At 44.7% G+C, this 18,247-nt stretch carries 21 protein-coding genes and 1 riboswitch; of the genes, 2 read left to right on the top strand and 19 right to left on the bottom strand.

Annotated features, from left to right (window positions below):
• Positions 1-45: 45 nt before the first annotated feature.
• From cbiQ to AB1L08_RS12785, 19 genes are all read right to left on the bottom strand, one after another.
• Positions 46-831: a cobalt ECF transporter T component CbiQ gene (gene cbiQ, locus AB1L08_RS12875; protein ID WP_413065066.1), complete on the bottom strand. Its 786-nt coding sequence runs from the start codon at positions 829-831 to the stop codon at positions 46-48.
• A complete protein-coding gene (locus tag AB1L08_RS12870) occupies positions 818-1,123 on the bottom strand; it encodes an energy-coupling factor ABC transporter substrate-binding protein (protein WP_413065065.1) in 306 nt (101 codons plus the stop codon). Before AB1L08_RS12870 ends, cbiQ begins: the two co-directional genes overlap by 14 nt.
• Positions 1,124-1,126: 3 nt before the next feature.
• The gene (locus AB1L08_RS12865; RefSeq protein WP_413065064.1) at positions 1,127-1,888 is read right to left on the bottom strand and encodes an energy-coupling factor ABC transporter permease; all 762 of its coding nucleotides are present in this window, start codon (positions 1,886-1,888) and stop codon (positions 1,127-1,129) included.
• A gap of 65 nt (positions 1,889-1,953) precedes the next feature.
• A complete protein-coding gene (cobA, locus tag AB1L08_RS12860; RefSeq protein ID WP_413065063.1) occupies positions 1,954-2,739 on the bottom strand; it encodes a uroporphyrinogen-III C-methyltransferase in 786 nt (261 codons plus the stop codon).
• On the bottom strand, positions 2,732-3,388 hold the full coding sequence (locus AB1L08_RS12855) for an NAD(P)-binding protein (RefSeq protein WP_413065062.1): 657 nt from the start codon (positions 3,386-3,388) through the stop codon (positions 2,732-2,734). The genes cobA and AB1L08_RS12855 overlap by 8 nt, the downstream gene beginning before the upstream one ends.
• On the bottom strand, positions 3,385-4,479 hold the full coding sequence (locus tag AB1L08_RS12850; RefSeq protein WP_413065061.1) for a cobalt-precorrin 5A hydrolase: 1,095 nt from the start codon (positions 4,477-4,479) through the stop codon (positions 3,385-3,387). Before AB1L08_RS12850 ends, AB1L08_RS12855 begins: the two co-directional genes overlap by 4 nt.
• Entirely contained in the window at positions 4,476-5,249 is a 774-nt protein-coding gene (gene cobM / locus AB1L08_RS12845; protein WP_413065060.1) for a precorrin-4 C(11)-methyltransferase, read from the bottom strand. The genes AB1L08_RS12850 and cobM overlap by 4 nt, the downstream gene beginning before the upstream one ends.
• Complete coding sequence (gene cobI / locus AB1L08_RS12840) at positions 5,246-5,947, bottom strand: precorrin-2 C(20)-methyltransferase (RefSeq protein WP_413065059.1); 702 nt, start codon at positions 5,945-5,947, stop codon at positions 5,246-5,248. The genes cobM and cobI overlap by 4 nt, the downstream gene beginning before the upstream one ends.
• A 1-nt stretch (position 5,948) precedes the next feature.
• Positions 5,949-7,151 (bottom strand): precorrin-6y C5,15-methyltransferase (decarboxylating) subunit CbiE, encoded by a 1,203-nt coding sequence (cbiE, locus tag AB1L08_RS12835; protein ID WP_413065058.1) that lies wholly within the window; start codon positions 7,149-7,151, stop codon positions 5,949-5,951.
• Positions 7,148-8,248 carry a cobalt-precorrin-5B (C(1))-methyltransferase gene (locus tag AB1L08_RS12830; RefSeq protein WP_413065057.1) on the bottom strand — a complete coding sequence of 367 codons (1,101 nt, stop codon included), beginning with the start codon at positions 8,246-8,248 and terminating at the stop codon, positions 7,148-7,150. The genes cbiE and AB1L08_RS12830 overlap by 4 nt, the downstream gene beginning before the upstream one ends.
• A gap of 4 nt (positions 8,249-8,252) precedes the next feature.
• A complete protein-coding gene (locus tag AB1L08_RS12825; RefSeq protein ID WP_413065056.1) occupies positions 8,253-8,900 on the bottom strand; it encodes a precorrin-8X methylmutase in 648 nt (215 codons plus the stop codon).
• A gap of 26 nt (positions 8,901-8,926) precedes the next feature.
• The gene (gene cobK, locus AB1L08_RS12820) at positions 8,927-9,712 is read right to left on the bottom strand and encodes a precorrin-6A reductase (protein ID WP_413065055.1); all 786 of its coding nucleotides are present in this window, start codon (positions 9,710-9,712) and stop codon (positions 8,927-8,929) included.
• Between the two features lie 13 nt (positions 9,713-9,725).
• Positions 9,726-10,577, bottom strand: a complete 852-nt coding sequence (locus AB1L08_RS12815) for a sirohydrochlorin chelatase (RefSeq protein WP_413065054.1) — start codon at positions 10,575-10,577, stop codon at positions 9,726-9,728.
• Positions 10,578-10,602: 25 nt separating this feature from the next.
• A complete protein-coding gene (gene cobJ / locus AB1L08_RS12810; protein ID WP_413065053.1) occupies positions 10,603-12,288 on the bottom strand; it encodes a precorrin-3B C(17)-methyltransferase in 1,686 nt (561 codons plus the stop codon).
• A complete protein-coding gene (locus tag AB1L08_RS12805) occupies positions 12,285-12,710 on the bottom strand; it encodes a (2Fe-2S) ferredoxin domain-containing protein (protein ID WP_413065052.1) in 426 nt (141 codons plus the stop codon). The genes cobJ and AB1L08_RS12805 overlap by 4 nt, the downstream gene beginning before the upstream one ends.
• A gap of 29 nt (positions 12,711-12,739) precedes the next feature.
• Complete coding sequence (locus AB1L08_RS12800) at positions 12,740-13,519, bottom strand: ABC transporter ATP-binding protein (RefSeq protein WP_413065051.1); 780 nt, start codon at positions 13,517-13,519, stop codon at positions 12,740-12,742.
• Positions 13,516-14,538 carry a FecCD family ABC transporter permease gene (locus tag AB1L08_RS12795; RefSeq protein WP_413065087.1) on the bottom strand — a complete coding sequence of 341 codons (1,023 nt, stop codon included), beginning with the start codon at positions 14,536-14,538 and terminating at the stop codon, positions 13,516-13,518. Before AB1L08_RS12795 ends, AB1L08_RS12800 begins: the two co-directional genes overlap by 4 nt.
• Before the next feature lie 272 nt (positions 14,539-14,810).
• A complete protein-coding gene (locus AB1L08_RS12790; RefSeq protein WP_413065050.1) occupies positions 14,811-15,827 on the bottom strand; it encodes an ABC transporter substrate-binding protein in 1,017 nt (338 codons plus the stop codon).
• 182 nt (positions 15,828-16,009) lie between these two features.
• Positions 16,010-16,195: riboswitch (cobalamin riboswitch) on the bottom strand.
• A 102-nt stretch (positions 16,196-16,297) separates the two neighbouring features.
• The gene (locus tag AB1L08_RS12785) at positions 16,298-16,645 is read right to left on the bottom strand and encodes a nuclear transport factor 2 family protein (RefSeq protein WP_413065049.1); all 348 of its coding nucleotides are present in this window, start codon (positions 16,643-16,645) and stop codon (positions 16,298-16,300) included.
• A 242-nt stretch (positions 16,646-16,887) separates the two neighbouring features.
• On the opposite strand from AB1L08_RS12785, the gene AB1L08_RS12780 reads away from it, so the two are divergent.
• Together AB1L08_RS12780 and AB1L08_RS12775 are read left to right on the top strand one after the other, a co-directional pair.
• A complete protein-coding gene (locus AB1L08_RS12780) occupies positions 16,888-17,133 on the top strand; it encodes a hypothetical protein (RefSeq protein WP_413065048.1) in 246 nt (81 codons plus the stop codon).
• Positions 17,134-17,260: 127 nt separating this feature from the next.
• A complete protein-coding gene (locus tag AB1L08_RS12775; RefSeq protein ID WP_413065047.1) occupies positions 17,261-18,136 on the top strand; it encodes a sulfite exporter TauE/SafE family protein in 876 nt (291 codons plus the stop codon).
• The last annotated feature ends 111 nt before the right edge of the window (positions 18,137-18,247 follow it).

Below are 18,247 nucleotides of genomic sequence, written 5' to 3'. Positions count from 1 at the left end.
CTGATGGAAAAAAGGCGGTATTTTACCAATGCCGGCCGCCCCGCCTTATAATCTTGGTATAAATGCAGACATGATAGAAAGAAGTAAAAAAGAACAAACAAGTATGATCCAATGTAATGGCCTGTATGTTTGCGTTATCTCGTCGTCAAAAATTTCCTTTCCGGCGCCTCTGGCTTCTATCGCCATCTGCACTTCCTTTGCTGACCTCATTGATTTTATAAAAAGACTTACTAACAGCTGTCCCAATGAAGAAAGGGCATTTCGGTTGGTCAGGTATCCAAGCCTGCTGGTTTGAGCAAGGCGAATTTCAGCAATCTTTTCCAACAGCACAAAAATGTATCGATAAGTAAACAGAAACAGCTCAATAAATACAGCAGGAAGTCTCAGCCTTTGGAAAAGCCAAACAATTTGTTGGATTGGTGTCGTTAAAATCAAAAAATACATGCAGCTTACACTTGCCATCGCGGTGAAAATTAACTCTATCACCATTTTGTATTTCGTTTGGCTAATATACAGTTGCCAATGACCCATTTTCATACTTAAAACAGAATCCAGCAATTCCATATTGGCCGGTACTATGGAAATGAGTATGGCCAAAACACTTGTCAACAAGAAAAAAATAGGCAGCAGGAGGATTTTAAGGTAATAAGCGAAAGGAATCTTGGCGCCCAGTACAATCGCTGTACTCATCACAAAAAATGTAAAGAGTGCGACTGTTACATTCTTTGTCAGTAAGCAAAATAATAAAAATAAACAAGCAAACAATCCTTTTTCAAGCGGGTGTATGTTTCTGTATGAATTCATATAAGCGTATTGATCAATCTGAAGCATGCGGCTGCTTAATATCTCCACGATTTGCGTATTTTTTGCGTGCTCTTCCAAACCCGAGCACATACCCAATCACGATTGCTCCGATTGCAGATTGCAGAGAAAATAGCAAACTCTCCGTTTCTCCGCCGGGTGGCTCCCACAACGCCTCAAACCAAGGTTGGTAATCGGGGGCGATTTCCCCGATCACCTCCTCTGCCTGGCCATCAGCTCCTTCAAACTCGGAATCTTTATGTAAATATAATGGAACAACGGCAAGCAGAATGACAAAGAGCAACAAAATAGCATTCTTCATACATTAACGCGCCTCCTTGACAAAAACATCTAATTGTCTTAATTCACTCATATTGTATTTTTTTATCAAGTTCATCACAATGACAGTCAAAAGCCCTTCACTAATGGCCAATGGGACTTGCGTGATCGCAAAAATACTTGAAAACTTATAAAATGATCCCAGCACCCCGCCCACTTCACTTGGAAAAGCAAGGGCCAGCTGGATGGAAGTAATGACATATGTCCCTAAATCTCCAAGCATGGCAGCCAAAAAAACACAAACGGAAAAGGATAGATTTAATTTGCTTCCGCCTTTAAAAACTCCATATGCAATAAATGGACCAACAACAGCCATTGAAAATGCATTTGCCCCTAATGTTGTTAAACCGCCATGGGCAAGCAGCAAAGATTGAAACAAAAGAACAATCGTGCCAAGAACACTCATTGCCGTAGGTCCGAATAAAATGGCTCCCAGCCCGACTCCGGTTGGATGTGAACTGCTTCCAGTCACAGAAGGAATTTTTAGTGCAGATAAAACAAATGCAAAAGCACCCGACAAGCCAAGCATTGTTTTCACTTCCGGATTCTCTCTTATCTTGGCTTTAATAGATCGCAATCCCAGTACGATGAATGGGATTGTTACGACCCACCAAAAAACCGCCCACCCTATGGGAAGAAAGCCTTCCATGATATGCATGGCATAAGCTGGACGATAAGCATTTGTCCAAAAAAAGCAAGTCAGTATGGCAATGCCTGTAAACGAGAGCCAAAAAGATTTATGATTCATGAATAATCCCCCCATTTTGATTACGCCAAGAATCAGAACCCATGCAAGACATCTGAATGACAAATTTAAATAGGTTGTTCCTTAACCTGTTCTTGTTGAAGTTTTTTCTCAAACCACCCGATTTTTTCCCTTAGTTGTACGGTTTCGCTGACAAGGAATATGGCCGGATGTTGAATATTTTCCTGTTCGCCAAGCTCGGCTATGTTGCGCAAACAACCTGTTACCGTCCGCTGCTTCTCCATTGTTCCCCATTCAATGAGGGCAGCGGGCGTGTCAGGGTTTTTTCCGTTTTCAATCAATTGTTTGCAAATATATGTTAAGTTTCCGACGCTCATGTAAAAAGCAATCGTGTCAATCCCTTCTGCGAGTGCTTTCCAATGAATATGGTCTTGCTGTTTTTCTGCCCGGCCATGTCCGGTTACGATCGCAAAGCTTGATGCATGATCCCGATGTGTGACCGGAATGCCGGCATATGCCGGTGCGGCAATCCCGGAAGTGACTCCTGGAACAATTTCGAAGTCGATGCCATGCTCACTTAGGATCTGGGCTTCTTCTCCCGCCCTTCCAAATACACATGGATCGCCGCCTTTTAACCTTGTAACGATTTTTCCATCATTTGCTTTGTCAACGAGCATTTGATTAATTTGTTCCTGAATGAGAGCATGCCTGCCCGGTAATTTCCCGCAGAAGATCAGTTCGGCATCCGGTTTGGCCAATTCAAGAAGCTTCGGATTAACGAGCCGATCGTAAGCAATGACATCTGCCTGCTGAAGACATTCCATGCCATACACTGTCAACAGCTTCGGGTCCCCCGGGCCTGCTCCCACGAGAAATACTTTTCCTTTATTCATATTCCCTGCCCCCTTCCTTTTCTAGTAATTGCTTAAAGGCTTCTACTCTTTCACGCTCATCCATCTGCCGGTATCGGGCCTCCAATAATTCTTTTAAAATCTTGTTTCTGGTCTGTTGGTTTAAACCAGTTGATTTTACAATTTGCCGGCATTGATAGAGAAATTCAACATAGCTTTCGTATTTTTCATCATACATTTCAGAGAGCTGTTGCTTGATTTGCCGTGCCAACCCGGGACTGGCACCTGACGTTGAAACCGCAACGACCAGTTTCCCGCGGTGAAATGCAGCAGGAACAAAAAAGTCGCTTAAATCTGGACGATCGGCAAGATTAATGAATTGATGCTTTTCGGCTGCTTCATAAACTTGTAGATTGACATTTGGTTGATTTGTCGCAGCAATAATGATTTTTGCATTTTTTATATCGGTTGGTTCAAAGCTTTTGGCTTTCCACTGCAAACGTTTCTGCCCATGCCATGTTTGAATGTCCTCTGTTGCTTCGGGACTAACCACAATAATATGTGCCTCTGCCTCAAGTAAAGGAAGTATGCGTCTTGTTGCTATTTTTCCGCCCCCAACGATGACAACGGTGTCCCCTTTTACCGATAGCATGATCGGAAGGAGCCCGTTCGTACTTTTTCGTTCGCTCATGCTTCCTCCTCAAATGAAATGATTGCAACAGAAATGGTGACATTTCCCGACTTCTTCTTTTCGAGCGCCAGATCGGCTGCCCCGCTATACAATAAAGCGGCAGGCTCACTCACGCCATACGCACCCGTGTATTTAAAGACGACCTCTGACGGATGATTAAATGGAACTCCGTTCAATTGTTCGGCTGTGTATGTAACAAATTCCCAGCCGTATTTGTTGACAACATCCAGCAATCCTTGTTCATCCTTCTTTAATTCGATTGTACAGACAGCTTTAACACTTCGGATTGAAAATTGCAACTCGTCTAATGTTTCTTTAATCACTTGTTCAATTTCTGAAGCGGAGGTTCCGCGGTTGCAGCCCATTCCCAAGGCAAGCACCTTTGGCCGGTAAAGGACGCCGTTTTCCAAAATCGGCTGTTCTTCTTTTGTTAATTGGCGATGAGTAATAACGAGTGCCGCATCCGGTTTTGCCGCAAGCGCTTGTTCAATCGATTCATATTCCGTTATGTTTTTTGGTAAAGGGGTATCATAATTCCACCAATTTTTTTCTCCTGATTCTTGAACAATCGCAACCTGGTTTTCATTAACAACAGCTGCACTGGCAGATACCAAGTTTTCTTTTGACTCCCACGTCCAGCCGAACCGGCGTCCGAGTAAATCGACCGGAATCGTTTTCTGGACTTCCGACGCTGTCGTAATGACAGGTTTTGAACCTAAAAGGGCTGCCACTTCGTTCGTTAATTCGTTTGCGCCGCCCAAGTGGCCTGATAAAACACTGATCACATGCTCTGCCCGATCATCAATCACAACAACCCCCGGGTCTGTCATTTTATTTTTTAAATGGGGAGCAATTAAACGGACAACCGCGCCGATCGAAACGATCATAATTAAACCTTGATACGAATGAAAAAGCTTCGGAACAGCATGTTTGACGCTTCCTTCAAACATCTCGATTTCCTTTTCCTGTTCATCGCCTTTTGCAAATTTTGCCGGATAAAATAAATCGGACAATGGCAAAAGCGAATGCAGGCGGCGGCCAATTTCCACCCCATGTTTTGTAATCCCAACGATTGCATATTTTTTCATCATGCTTTCACACCTTTACGAAAGCTGTGGGTAAACTCTTTGTCATATAATTTGGAACGATAATCTTTTTCATGGATATGCGGGTCAAGCGCCCACCCGGCCAATATCATCGCCTGTTTACGAATACCACTCTCCCGCATTGCCTCATCCAGTTTTCCAATCGTTGTGCGTACAACCTTTTCATCTGGCCATGTCGCTTTATATACGACAACGACAGGGGTGTCTTCATGCCAATCAGCAGCGAGAAATTCCTTTACAATTTTCTTTGTTAACGTCGCGCTTAAAAAAAGGGCGACCGTGCAGTGATGTTTGGCTAAATCCTTTAGTTTTTCCCTCTCTGGTACAGGCGTCCGCCCTTCCGCACGTGTCAAAATGACGGTTTGCGTTAAATCAGGTATCGTCAGTTCAGCTCCGGCAGCCGCCGCACTGGCGAAAACAGAACTGACGCCAGGAACGATCTCAACGTCAATGCCTGCTTCTTTCAACAGTGCCATTTGCTCCATTATGGCACCAAAAACGGCGGAATCCCCTGTATGGACGCGCACAACCTTTTTACCGGCCTTCACGCGATTAATCATCATATCAACCATTTCTTCTAAATGCATTCCGGCTGTTTTTATGATTTCGGCCCCTTCCCCGGCCTTGCCGATAAGCTCGGGATTCACAAGTGAGTCCGTATACATGACCACATCCGCTTGTTCTATGAGCTTTAATCCTTTTACAGTTATTAAATCGGGATCCCCTGGTCCGGCTCCGATAATATGCACTTTCATTTCCTCACCACCATTAGGGTTAAGTACTCCAAATCGACATCGTTTAATTCTTCCACATTCCAAATGATTTCTTCCTTTGAGGTAACTTTCGTAACAACGGATGCTTTATTAATCAGGTCAAGTTCACGGAGGATGGATAACATGAGATCCATCACCTTGGCCACTTTCATAAAAACAACACAGTCGTTTTCTTGGATCATTCGTTTCATTTCATCGTAATCATCGCGTGCCGGCACAATCGCAATGCATTCATCCCCATCAGCAAGCGGAATGCCAAGGCGCGACGCGGCACCATTGATGGATGAAATGCCCGGAATCGCTTGAATCTCCACTTCAGGATGACGCTCCTTCACGAGCCTCATCATATGGATAAACGTACTGTATAAGAACGGATCCCCTTCCGTTACGAAGGCGACATCTTTGCCTTCCGAAAGTTTTTCCCATATTTTTTCAACAGCGTTTGACCATTCCCGTTCAAGGATACTCCTGTCTTTCGTCATCGGAAAAACGAGGCCAAGCATTTCTTTTTCCTGTTCGTTTATGTACGTGTTTACAATTTGGTGTGCATAGCTCATTGCCCTGCTTCTTTTTTTCGGATAGGCAATCACTTCGGATTCCTTCAATACACGAAAAGCTTTAACGGTCAATAATTCAGGATCGCCCGGGCCAACGCCTACACCGTACAAAGTTCCAGGCATACTATTCTCCCTTCCCACGCTTTGCTGTAATCATATAAATTGGATTTAGCGCATCGAATCTCGTTAAATGTAAAATCGGTTTGCTGCGGGAAACTTGGATTAGCGTAATGTTTGTTTGAAATCCGTATTTTTTAAATCCGTTCACTGCTTCGTTCAAGTTTTCGATCGTTACAGCATTCACCACAATTCTGCCGTTCTCTTTCAATCTTTCACAGCAAATGTCAAGAATGGGCTCCATCCCGCCGGCCGTTCCTCCGATAAAGACAGCGTCCGGCTCCTTGAAATCTTGTAAATGGTCAGGTGCTTTCCCATGTACAACAGTGAAATCCGTCCGGAACTTTTTCATATTTTTAAAACAGTTTTCAAGATCTGCCGCATTTTTTTCAATGGCGAATATGTCACCTTTCCGGGCAATACGGGCAGCTTCAATGGCCATGGAGCCCGTACATGTTCCGATGTCCCATACCGTACTGTTCTCCCTTAATCCAAGAGCGGCAATGCTCAGTATACGGACTTCTTTTTTTGTAATAAGTCCTTTTTCCGGCTTGCGCTGGTAAAATTCTTCATCTTCTATTCCAGTTGTCCAAACCGGAGATTCAGAAACCTTTTTTAAAATGACAACATTTAATGGAGAAATTGTTTTTTCCAACAATTCTTCAAGTGTGTACCAGCCTGTTCTTTCCGCTTGTCCGCCCAGGTTTTCGGCTACAAATGCCTCGTATTCCGCCATGCCATATTCCAGTAAATACGCTGCGATTTCCGCCGGTGTATTCGTTTCATCTGTCAAAAGGGCCACTTTTTCTTTTCCATCGATTTTTTGGGCGAGCCCTTTCATGGAGCGGCCGTGGACACTGATCATTTCGGCATCCTGCCAGCGTTCCCCCATTTTTGCAAAGGCAAGCTGTATGGAACTGACATTTGGATAAATATCGATCTCGACTTTTTTGGAAAGATAACTGCCAATCCCATAAAACAGCGGATCGCCTGATGCCAGTACAACGGCATTTCTCGTTTCAGCTTGAAGTCGTTCGGCAAGAGCGGACAGTCCCCCTTTAATCACAATCTTTTCGCCCGCATAGTTTGGAAAAAAGGCCAGCTGGCGTTCTTCCCCAATGAGGCATTCACTTTCTGCAATGAATGTTTCATAAAGAGGTGGCAAACTTGCCTTCCCATTGTCACCAATTCCAATGATTTTGATTGTCATGTAGCAGATCCTGCCTTTCCTAAAAACTTGCCTTTTAATGTATAGAGTGATGTTTCAATTTCCATTTCTCCGCCCACTTCCTTGAGGGCAGCGGCATTACAGTAATGACAAATCCGTTCAAAGAACTGGATATGTCCCTGTTCGAGCATCATATCGCCTACTTGGGAAGCCGTATTGGCTTGCCTGATTTTTTGCAGCAATGCTTCATCCGCTCCTGATTCTTCCGCTACTTTTGCAAGAAAGTCAAAGTCGATTGGGGAGCGTCTTGCGTGTACCATCATGACACCTTGGGCAATTTTGGAAAACTTGCCCATCATCCCGACCATGGAGACCTTTTTCATGCCTTTATTTTTACAGAGCTTTAGCGTGAACCCGACAAAATCACCCATTTCTATAAAAGCTTCTTCAGGCAATTCAGGATATTGCTTCATTCCATATTTTTCACTGCGCCCGCCTGTCGTGATAACAACATGCCGAACGCCTGCTGCCCGTGCAACATTTAAGGCTTGTGCTATACTCGCTTTGTATGACGCATGGGAAAAAGGAACAACAATTCCGCGGGTGCCCAAAATGGAAATCCCGCCCATGATCCCCAACCTGCCGTTTAATGTTTTTTTGGCGATTTCTTCTCCATCCGGAACTGAAACAATAATGTTTACCCCCCGGGAAATCCCATATTTATCCAGAACTTCCCGGGCAACTTCCGTCATCATTTTTCTGGGAACGGGATTGATGGCCGCTTCCCCAACCGGAACCGGGAGCCCTTCTTTCGTAACGCGCCCGACGCCTTTTCCTCCATCCAAATGAATGCCCGGTTGATTCGACCAGGAAACCGTTACCTGGATAAGGGCGCCATGAGTGGCATCCGGATCATCTCCGCCATCTTTAATTAATTCCGCCGTTGCACTCTCTTCATTTAGGCGGCAATCTTCCAGCGTAAAAGTAACAACCTGGCCCCTGGGCAGCGTAATGGTTGCTTCGGTTTGCCTGATGCCTGTAATCAATGCAGTCAAGGCTGCTTTTGTTCCTGCTGTAGCATTTGCGCCCGTTGTATAACCGTAACGCAGCTCCTTTACGTTTTCAGGCTCCTTTTTCATTTTTTTACACCTGTTCGGCCATAATGGATAGCGCGTTGACGGCAGCAACAGTCACAGGGCTTCCACCCTTTCTGCCAACATTCGTAATAAATGGCACATCAAGCTTTGCCAACTCTTCTTTCGATTCGGCCGCGGAAACGAATCCGACGGGCATCCCGACTACAAGATCCGGCTTTGCTTCTCCTTCTTTGATCAGCCGAATCAGTTCAAGCAGGGCTGTCGGCGCATTTCCGATCGCATAAATGCCTCCTTCTGTTTCCCTGACTGCTTTTCTCATCGAAATAATGGCACGTGTCGTATTTAAGCGCTTCGCCTCATCCATGACGTCCGGATCTGAAATATAGACGCGGACGGTGCCGCCAAATTTCCCGATCCGGGGCTTGTTGATCCCGCTTTGAATCATTTGGACATCCGCAATGACGTTTCTGCCGTTTCGTATCGATTGAACACCTGCACGAACAGCATCGGGATGAAAAAGCACACTTTTTCCAAGCTCAAAATCTGCCGAGGCATGAATGATCCGTTGAACGACAGGATATTGCTCCTCTGTGAAAGAATGTTCACCGATTTCCTCGTTAATGATGTCAAAGCTTTTGCCTTCGATTAATTGTGGTTGAACAGTGATTGGTTTAAATGTTGTTTGGAAATCCATTTCATCACTCCTTTTCTGAATAGGGATTATTGAATTGGGAACTTCTCATCTGAAAAGACATGCTTTAAGGCTTGTAACACATCGTCGAAATGGGAATAAACGTTTTCGTAATGGATTTTTGGCCGTTTGATGATGATTGTTTCGATTCCCATTTCAAGAGCAGCAGCCAGCTTCTCATCGACAGCCCCCACTTTGCCACTCTCTTTTGTCACCATCAGCGTGACCCCATAATGCTCATACAGCGCTTTATTCAAAGCTTTCGAGAACGGCCCCTGCATGGCCACGATATTTTTCTGTTCAACACCTAATTGCTGGCATTTTTCCATGTTATCTTTCCGGGGCAGCATGCGGGCAACGAGCCGGATATCGTTGCAATCCCGCAAGGTTTCCGTGAAAATCTGTAAGGTTTTGCTGCCGGTCGTTAACATGACGACACCTTTTTTTTCTTTTGCCAATGCTGCCGCTTCTTCATATCCGTCAACGACTGTTACTTTCTCGTGTTGAAATGTTTGGCTTTCCCGTTCATAGCGAATGTAGGGGACATTGGCTTTTTTGGCTGCCTGGCTTGCGTTCTTTGAAGCCTCTTCAGCAAATGGGTGGCTGGCATCCACAACAGCCCGGGCCTTTTTACTTTGAATGATGGCAGTCATATCGTCACTCGTTAATCTTCCAACCTGCACATCAAGACCGGACTCTCGTAAACTATTGGCTGCATTTTCCGTCACAACCGTTGCCAATAAATCGTAACCATTTTCCTTCAGTAACAATGCCAGTGCCCTGGCGTCACTTGTCCCTGCCAAGAAAAAAATCATATTCAGCCCTCCATTAATGCTGGTGATGGTGATCGTGATCATGATGGTGATGGTGATCAATATGCTCCATGGCTGCAAGACGGTATTGACACGTATCACAATTCATCCGTACATCTTCTTGCAGTGCTTCTCCCACCCGGTCCAGGACAATTTCTTGCAAAAGCGGGTGAAAACCAAAATAGTCGGCCAGCACAAACTCTATTCCGGGGTATTCCAATTCATACCGTGCTTTCATGCCATCCATACGTTTGATTAAAATACCTGTAAATAAAAAGTAAGGCAGCATGACCACTTTTTTCGCCCCAAGCTTCATGCAGCGTTCGACCCCTTCATCGACAGAAGGGGATGTCACGCCCATAAAAACCGTTTCCACCCATTTAATCTTTAATTTTTCCCATAGTAATCTTGTTATCTTATACAAATCGCTATTGGCATCCGGGTCACTTCCGCCCCTGCCAATGAGCAAAACGGCTGTATCTTCATGTTCCTTTGCCGGATCAATCCCGGCCTCCGTCAAGCGGTATGATAAAATATCAATTGTTTTCTCATGAATCCCAATGGGGCGGCCATATGTAAATGAAACATGAGGGAATTTTTCCTTTGCTTCATCAATGGCTGCGGGGATGTGAATCTTGGAATGGCCTGCAGGTAAAAGAATGATCGGAATCAAATAGATTTCCGAGGCCTTTCGGCTAACACACTTTTCAATACCGCCCATAATCGACGGCTTGCCAAATTCCAGGAAGCACGTTTCAACCAGTAAACGGCCGTTCAACTGTGGCTGCATTTTTTTGACAAACTGCCGAATCTCCTCATTTCCCTCTTCATCCCTGCTTCCATGGCCAACAAACAACACTGCTTTCATCTGTATTCCTCCATTCTCCAGCTTTTTAATCCCCGCACGGAGCCGGCTCAATTTTGATTTTTGGTGTTATGTCCTTATATTTGAATCCCGCAATCTCTTTTACCCGCCGAAAGTATTTAAATAATCTTTCATTAGGATGGGCATTTTCCTTATACTCTTCTACAATCCTTGTGACAAGGTCAACAATTTGATCAGGCTCAATCCCTTCTGCAACCAGCTGGCCGGCATGCCCTGTCCTCCCTACCGGCTTTGCCCCCAAAAACAAATCAAACTTGCCTTTTCTAAACACGATCCCAATATCCTCCATCACCGCCTGGTAACACGCCATCCCGCAACCATTTATACCGATGTTCAGTTTCTTCGGGAGAGGCAAACCGCCCAGCTTTTCTTCGATTTTTTCAGCATAGGGAATCGCTTCATATTTTTCCCCGTCACAAAAGTCACACGCTTTTACAGAGAGGACTTCACCTACAGGAGCCAATAAGAACCCGACTGATTGAAGCTTTTTCGTAATTTCGTCCGGTTCTGCTGTTGGAATGCGCAATACAATTTGATGGTTGGGGGAATATTCCATTGTCCCTTTTTCTCCGACAACTTCTGCTAAAGTGATCATTTGCTCGGGTGTAAATTTTTTATTTGCGACACCTGGCTTGACGGCAAGTTCGAATATCGATTCGATTGGCTGTTGTATATAATCCGGCGCCATTTGCAGAGCAGCCGTTCCATCGACCATTGATAGGGCTTCCATTGCGATATCCAGTGATGAAGGCTTTTCACTGCCCGGTTCCTGTTTTGCAAACAGATTTTCAGGCGTTCCCGATTTTTGAGGCTGCTCTGGTGCCGTTGGAATGCTTTTTCTTTTTAAAAGATTTGGATCCTGTTCCAAAGCCCAAGGCTCCGCTTCCCTTTTCAGGCGTTGACTTGGCTTTAAAGGCTGTACAGCTGAATCAAGCGTATATTTTCTTTGGTATCCTCTCGGCGTGATCATTTTTCCGTCATACACTTTGGTTGTTGAATTACCGATAATGACCGTTGTCAGCATTCCGATATCGTGATTCAGCATATTTTCCAAATTTGTCAATATCACATTTTGGCGTTCGCGATATGCACTTTTTACCAGACCAACAGGGGTTTCGGGCGAACGGTATTGGAGCAGGATTCTTTGTGCTTCGACAATTTGCCTTGTCCTCCTGCCGCTTTTCGGATTGTACAAGGCAATGACAAAATCAGCCTGGCCCGCGGCATCAAGGCGTTTTGCAATGAGATCCCAAGGAGTTAAATGATCACTTAAACTGATCGTGCATGCGTCGTGCATAATCGGTGCACCAAGTAAAGACGCACATGAGTTAATCGCAGATATCCCCGGAATAATTTCAATGCCGACCCCTGTTTCTTCTTTCCAGCCCTTTTCCATCAGTACTTCATAAACAAGTCCTGCCATGCCATACACACCGGCGTCGCCGCTGGAAATGACAGCAACCTTTCGCCCCGATTCCGCTTGCCTGACCGCTTCCTGGGCCCGCGATACCTCTTCTGTCATCCCCGTACTGACAATCTCCTGGTCCGTTAATAATCCTTTAATCAGGTTGACATATGTTTTGTAGCCAATGATGAGGTCACTTTCTTGAATCGCTTCCTTCGCACGGGCAGTAATGTGTTCGAAGTGGCCGGGACCAAATCCAACGATCAGCAATTTCCCTTTTTTACTCATGGTACAATTCCTCCTCGTTTGTAATGTTGGCTTTTCAAACAATCAGGTGGCTTTTTTCCGTTTTCCGACTTGCGGATTCCGATTGGCGCATCATTATAACGATGAAAACCGGAACCGGAGAACGCATGGCTCACTTTTTCCCTTAGCTGCTCACCTTTGCAAATGGCTGAAACCAGCACCTCTGCGTCCTCCGGGAAAACCTGTTGATACCACGTTCCTTCCGGATATACAATCACAGTGGGCGCATCTTTACAGCGCCCATTACACCTGGTTCGCGTTGTATGAATAACATCATCTAGAGATTTTTCCTTCAAAGCCTTCCGGATCGCCAAGGTTACCTCTTCACCTTGCTGACGAAGGCAACTCGATCCGTTGCAAATGAGAATATGGGCTCTCGTTCGTTCCAAATCCCACGTCGCCATGTTGGCTCCCTCCTTTTTCCCGAAGGCGATTACATCGCTCTGTCTATGGCAGATAAAAAAACAATATGCGGCTTTAAAGTACGAGGATGGATAGACACTTCGCATTCTACTCCAAAGACTTTTCTGATCAACGGAGGTTGAAAAATCTCGGAAGGAGTTCCTGATGCCACGATTTCCCCTGATTTCACAAGATAGATTCGGTCACAATAAACAGAGGCAATATTTAAGTCATGCAAAGCGGTCAGGACCGTGCACCCCAGCTTTTTTAAAATCGCCATAATTTGCAACTGGGAATGGATATCCAAATGATTTGTCGGTTCATCCAATACAAGAAATTTTGCCTGTTGTGCAAGAGCTCTGGCGATTAAAACACGCTGCTTCTCTCCCCCTGACAGGGTCGTGAAACTCCGTTCCGCGAAATCTTGCATGCCAACCTGGGCCAATGTTTCATAAACCAGCTGTTCATCTTGCTTTGTATCCTGCTGTAAAGCGGATTTATGGGGAAAACGCCCCATCATCACCATCTCACGAACCGTAAAATCAAATTCAATCGCCGTTTCTTGACGGACCACTGCCATCTGTTGGGCCACTTTACGCGGCGATAATTGATAAATATCTTGATTAGCCAAGGATATCCAGCCAACATCCGGTTTCATCGTTCGGTAGATACTCTTCAAAAAGGTCGATTTTCCGCTTCCATTTGGACCTAGCAACCCGACAAACTCCTGATTTCGAACATGGATATCCATATTGTTTAAGATTGGTTTCTCATTCAGTGTTAACGATATATTTTTGGCAGTAAGATTCACCGTCCGTCACCTCCAAATGAATACGTATTCCGTCTTAAAAGCCAAATGAAAAACGGGGCACCGCAGATTGAAGTAATGATTCCAATCGGAATTTCCTCGGGTGCAAATAAAAGGCGGGCAGCGACATCAGCCCAAATAAGGAAGATAGCGCCGAGCAAGGCACTGACAGGCAACACTCGGCGATGGTCGGAACCAACGATAAGCCGCACAATATGCGGAATCATCAATCCGACAAAGCCAATCGCACCACTAACCGCTACGATCACGCCGGTTAGAAGAGCCGTAAATACAAGTAGCACCTTACGAAACATATTTGTACTCATACCAAGTGTCGCAGCTGTTTCTTCACCCATCAATAACACATTTAATGCCCGTGATTGGATAAGCAGATAACCAATCCCCATCAATACAGCAAGTGCGGGAATCGTTAAATACTCCCATTTTGCAGCGGTCAGGCTCCCCATCATCCAAAACAGGGCATTGCGGATCCCCTCTTCCTTAGGTGCTGACATCACGATTAAATTCGTTACTGCATTTAAAATCGCCGAAACGGCAATCCCGGATAATAAAAGACGAACCGTTGATATGCTTCCTCCCTTCCTGGCAATAAAAAAAACGATCATGACCGATACAAGCGCGCCTAAAAAGGCAGCGATTGACAACGCATATTGACCGAATATCCCGAATGCGCCAAATAAAATAACCAATGTGGCCCCAACGGATGCACCGGAGGAAACCCCAAGAATATACGGATCCGCCAAAGAATTTTTAACGAGTGCTTGAATGGCAACCCCTACAATAGCCAATCCTCCCCCAACGATTGCCCCAAGCAATACTCTTGGGAGACGAATATCCCATACGATATTTTTTTCAGCTTGCGTCCAATCAACCGTCACCCAATCACTTAAGACCGGAAGCTGTGAAAATACGATTCGCCACACTGTTTCGTAATGAATGGGGACGGGCCCGAGAACAATTGCCAACGGCATCGACAGGATAAGCAACAGAGCCAAACCCATAATGGTTGCCTTAAACAGGAGTGTCCTCCGGTGATGTTCCTCCTTTCGGCTGTTAACCATCCGCGGCTCTTCATTATGAACCATTGGCCTATTTTGATATGGGGCTTTTTTTAACATAATGGGCACACCTCATATAGCGAATGAGCTACTGTTTAAACTTTTCGGGGTAAAAGATTTCTGCCAGTTTTTCTCATGATTATTTCCCGCCTTCGCTCAATCGTAAAATCATTTCTTTGTTATTCCAAAAGGAGCATGCCGCCCATAATAAATTTCTATTTAAACTTCTCCGGATAGAAGGATTTCGCGAGCGTTTCCACAGCAATCGGCATGCGCACTCCTTCAGCCGCCGCCGAAAGCGGCAACACGGTAAAGCGCTCATTTTGAATCGCCTCCACATCGGCCAAAGCCGATTTGTTGAGCAAGGTTTGTTTCTTTTTTTCTACCGGTATGTCGCCATAATCGATGATCACGATCACTTCCGGATTGCGATTCACAACTTCCTCCCAAGTCACATTGGCCCAATTTTTTTCGATATCAGAAAATATATTTTTGCCTCCTGCCATATGTATAAGCTCCGTCATAAAGTTTTGAGTAGCAGTAACTGGTGCATCTTCCCCGCTATCGTACACAAAAACGCGAAGAGGCTCGTCAATGGCTCCTATTTGCTCCCGGATTTTTTCCACCTCATTGTTCATCGATTCGATCAGCTTCTCGGCCCGCTCTTCGACATCAAAGATACGCGCGATGTTACGTATATCCTGATATATATCTTCTTTCGCGGGACCAACCATATTTGAAGACTGATGCAAATAAGCGGTTATGCCTAATTCTTCCAATCTCTCAACCGTCCCTACTGCATCTTCTTGAAAAGCACTTTGCCAACCTGCATATGCAAAGTCGGGATTCACATTCAAAAAGGCCTCTTGAGAAGGATATGCATCGGATAGAACAGGAATTTTAGTATACTGATCTTTATACTCGGGTAATATGTCATCATCCAGATAAGCGGTACCTGCCATATATTGTTCTAATCCAAGCGCCAGCATCACTTCGGTCGTATGTTGGTTTAATGTTACAGCTCTCATGGGTTTTTCAGTAATCTCGATCTTTCGATCGCCGTTTTGAATCGTTACAGGTTCATAATCCCGCGAATTTTCCGATTTATTTTCTGATTTTACAGGTGTTAATGCTTCTGTCTTCCCGCTTGATTGGCCACAAGCAGCCAGCACCAGCACGAGCAAAAAACATAACCAGGCGGTTGATATTGGATTTTGTCTTTTCACCCTCATTTACCTTCGCCTCCTCATACCCAAAAATAAAAGGCACTCTGCCTAAACGAATAGGAAGAGTGCCTTGATGCACTTGAGTCGATGGCTGTGATTTTGCCACAGCAATACCTTGGCTTTCGCAGCAAAACTATAAAACACGCAAAAGCCAGCCGTAACATCTTACCCTATTCCTCGTAGGTTGATGGATGCTTTTATTAGGGGCAGGTCTCCTGACTTAAAGGTCATCAATCACATATCCCTTCCCGGATGGACTCCAGTGGCTATGATATGGATCTACCTGATTACAGTGGCGGGACCGTGCCGGATTTTCACCGGACTTCCCTTTTAAGCGCATTCCAACAATGCGCACCCCTAACATTCAATATTCCGATATTCTATTAACTAATTCATAGCTTATACTATCTCGTTCACAAAAGCAACGGATTTAAAAAATTTGCCGGGTTCAGTAAGATGACGGGTAACACCAAAAATTAACAGGTGACAGGGGTTCCCTGATGGAACACCATTTGCCATTGATCTTCGTTTAATTTCCAAATAGAACTTCTTAATGCCCGTGACCCATCGCTATGCTTATATGTTCGATATGTGGCCAACACAATATCGGGCGCTAAACATTTAATTTGAAAGTCTGTTACGGAATAATGTACAGCATCGTTGGAAGCACTTCTGCCAAGCTGTGTTTTTTTATCATATAAATTCCCTGAGCTTCCAAATTCCATAAAATCCTCTGCAAGCAGCGCCTCCAAATCCATGTAGTCACCGCTCATTAATCGCTTTTCAAGTTGGAAAATCTGGTCTTCAAGCAACGAGTGTCCCATTTTCACATCTCCCCTTATAGAATTATTCTTTCAATCCGATACTTGGATTTATGTTAATGATTTTCCGTGCCGGGATGGCGGCGCTGATATAACCGGCCATGACAGGGACGATTAAACATACTCCAAAGAGCCACGACTGATTCATGCAATGATTTGGTACATAACATGGTTGTTTATGGCCAATTTATGCAACTTTTATGAATAAAAAACGTATTAAGATGATAAAGAAGGGAGTGAGTACAATGAAAAAGTTTATAGTCTTCCTTGTTAGCTTTATTTTTCTGTTTATATTGATGCAAATCATTTCAGGAATGTTCTTAACAGCTGCATATAGCCCGGATATCAATGAGGCTTGGAGAACAAGCGATAATCTGCCACAAGAGGTTGTGTTGGTTGGGGATCCCCATTTTTCAACTTTGATTCTTGCTGTGCTGTCCGCAACGATCGCTTATTTTATGGCCAATACGCTAAAAAGACTTGGGAGATAGTCAAGACACCTCACCTTTCTTTATGAGCCGCGGTATATTTGCAAATCCACCGCCCCTTCTAACCGGGTAAAGGATTTCATTTCATCCTGCCCGGATAAGGTGTAAAATGGTTATTAGGTGATTTTTCATGTGGGTGTTTGCATTTTTAGTCGGTTTGTTTTCGGGCGCCATTTCAGGGATGATCTCGGTCGGCGGCAGTATTATCGTTACGTCTATGCTGATTTTGTTTTCCGCTTTGTATAACTGGGACTTCAATATGAAACAGATCGTGACGACTACCGCTTTTTATACCCTGATTACGACTATTTCGGGAACGATATATTTTTGGCTTAATAAGCTCGTTGTCAAAAAGATTGTGGTCTTTTTTGGGATTCCGGCTGTAATATCAAGCCTTGCATCTTCCTTATTGGCCAATTCAGCCGATGATAATTGGCTGCAGGGGGTGTTTGCATTTTTTTCTCTGCTGGCCGCGCTGGCCATTATATTGCCGGAGAAAAACCGGGATCAACAAGATCATGCTTCATTTCCGTACTTTACTTCCATCCTTCTCAGCTTAATCGTTGGAGCAGTTGGCGGCATGATCGGGGTCGCGGCCGGTTTTCTGTACATGCCCATCTTTTTGCGGCTCTTTCATTTGAAAGTCAGACAGGCTGTCGGGACCGGTATGGTGGTCGGCGGCATGTTATGTGTCGGCACCATCTTGGGAAAATTGGGCGGAGATTATATTCGGATGGATGTGATTTTGCCGCTTGGGATAAGCGGCATCGTTGGCGTGTTGATTGGCGGAAAATTGACGTCATTCATCAAGGATAAATGGCTGAATTTATTGATGTGCATCATTATCGCGGCAATCGCTGTCCAGACCATCTTTGTATTTATGGCAGATTCATTGATGATTTCACTGCCGATTGTCATAACGGCCACTCTGTTGCTTTCTGGTATTTTCCTTTGGCTGATTTTCGCTTTGAATCCATCCTTTGCAAAAAGAGAAGGGCGTTCATGAATTTTTACGTGCAAGGACGGTACATTTGCTTAATCCCAAATTACGAAAGTAAATTTGCCGAAAACTAATTCAGCGCTCTTTTGGGAACAATTTACAAATCTGGGTACTAAA

Source organism: Siminovitchia jepli, assembly GCF_047228825.1.
In the GTDB taxonomy this organism is placed as follows: Bacteria; Bacillota; Bacilli; order Bacillales; family Bacillaceae_C; genus Siminovitchia.
The sequence above is the reverse complement of the archived record's forward strand: the minus strand, read 5'-3'. Positions and strand labels throughout refer to the sequence as shown.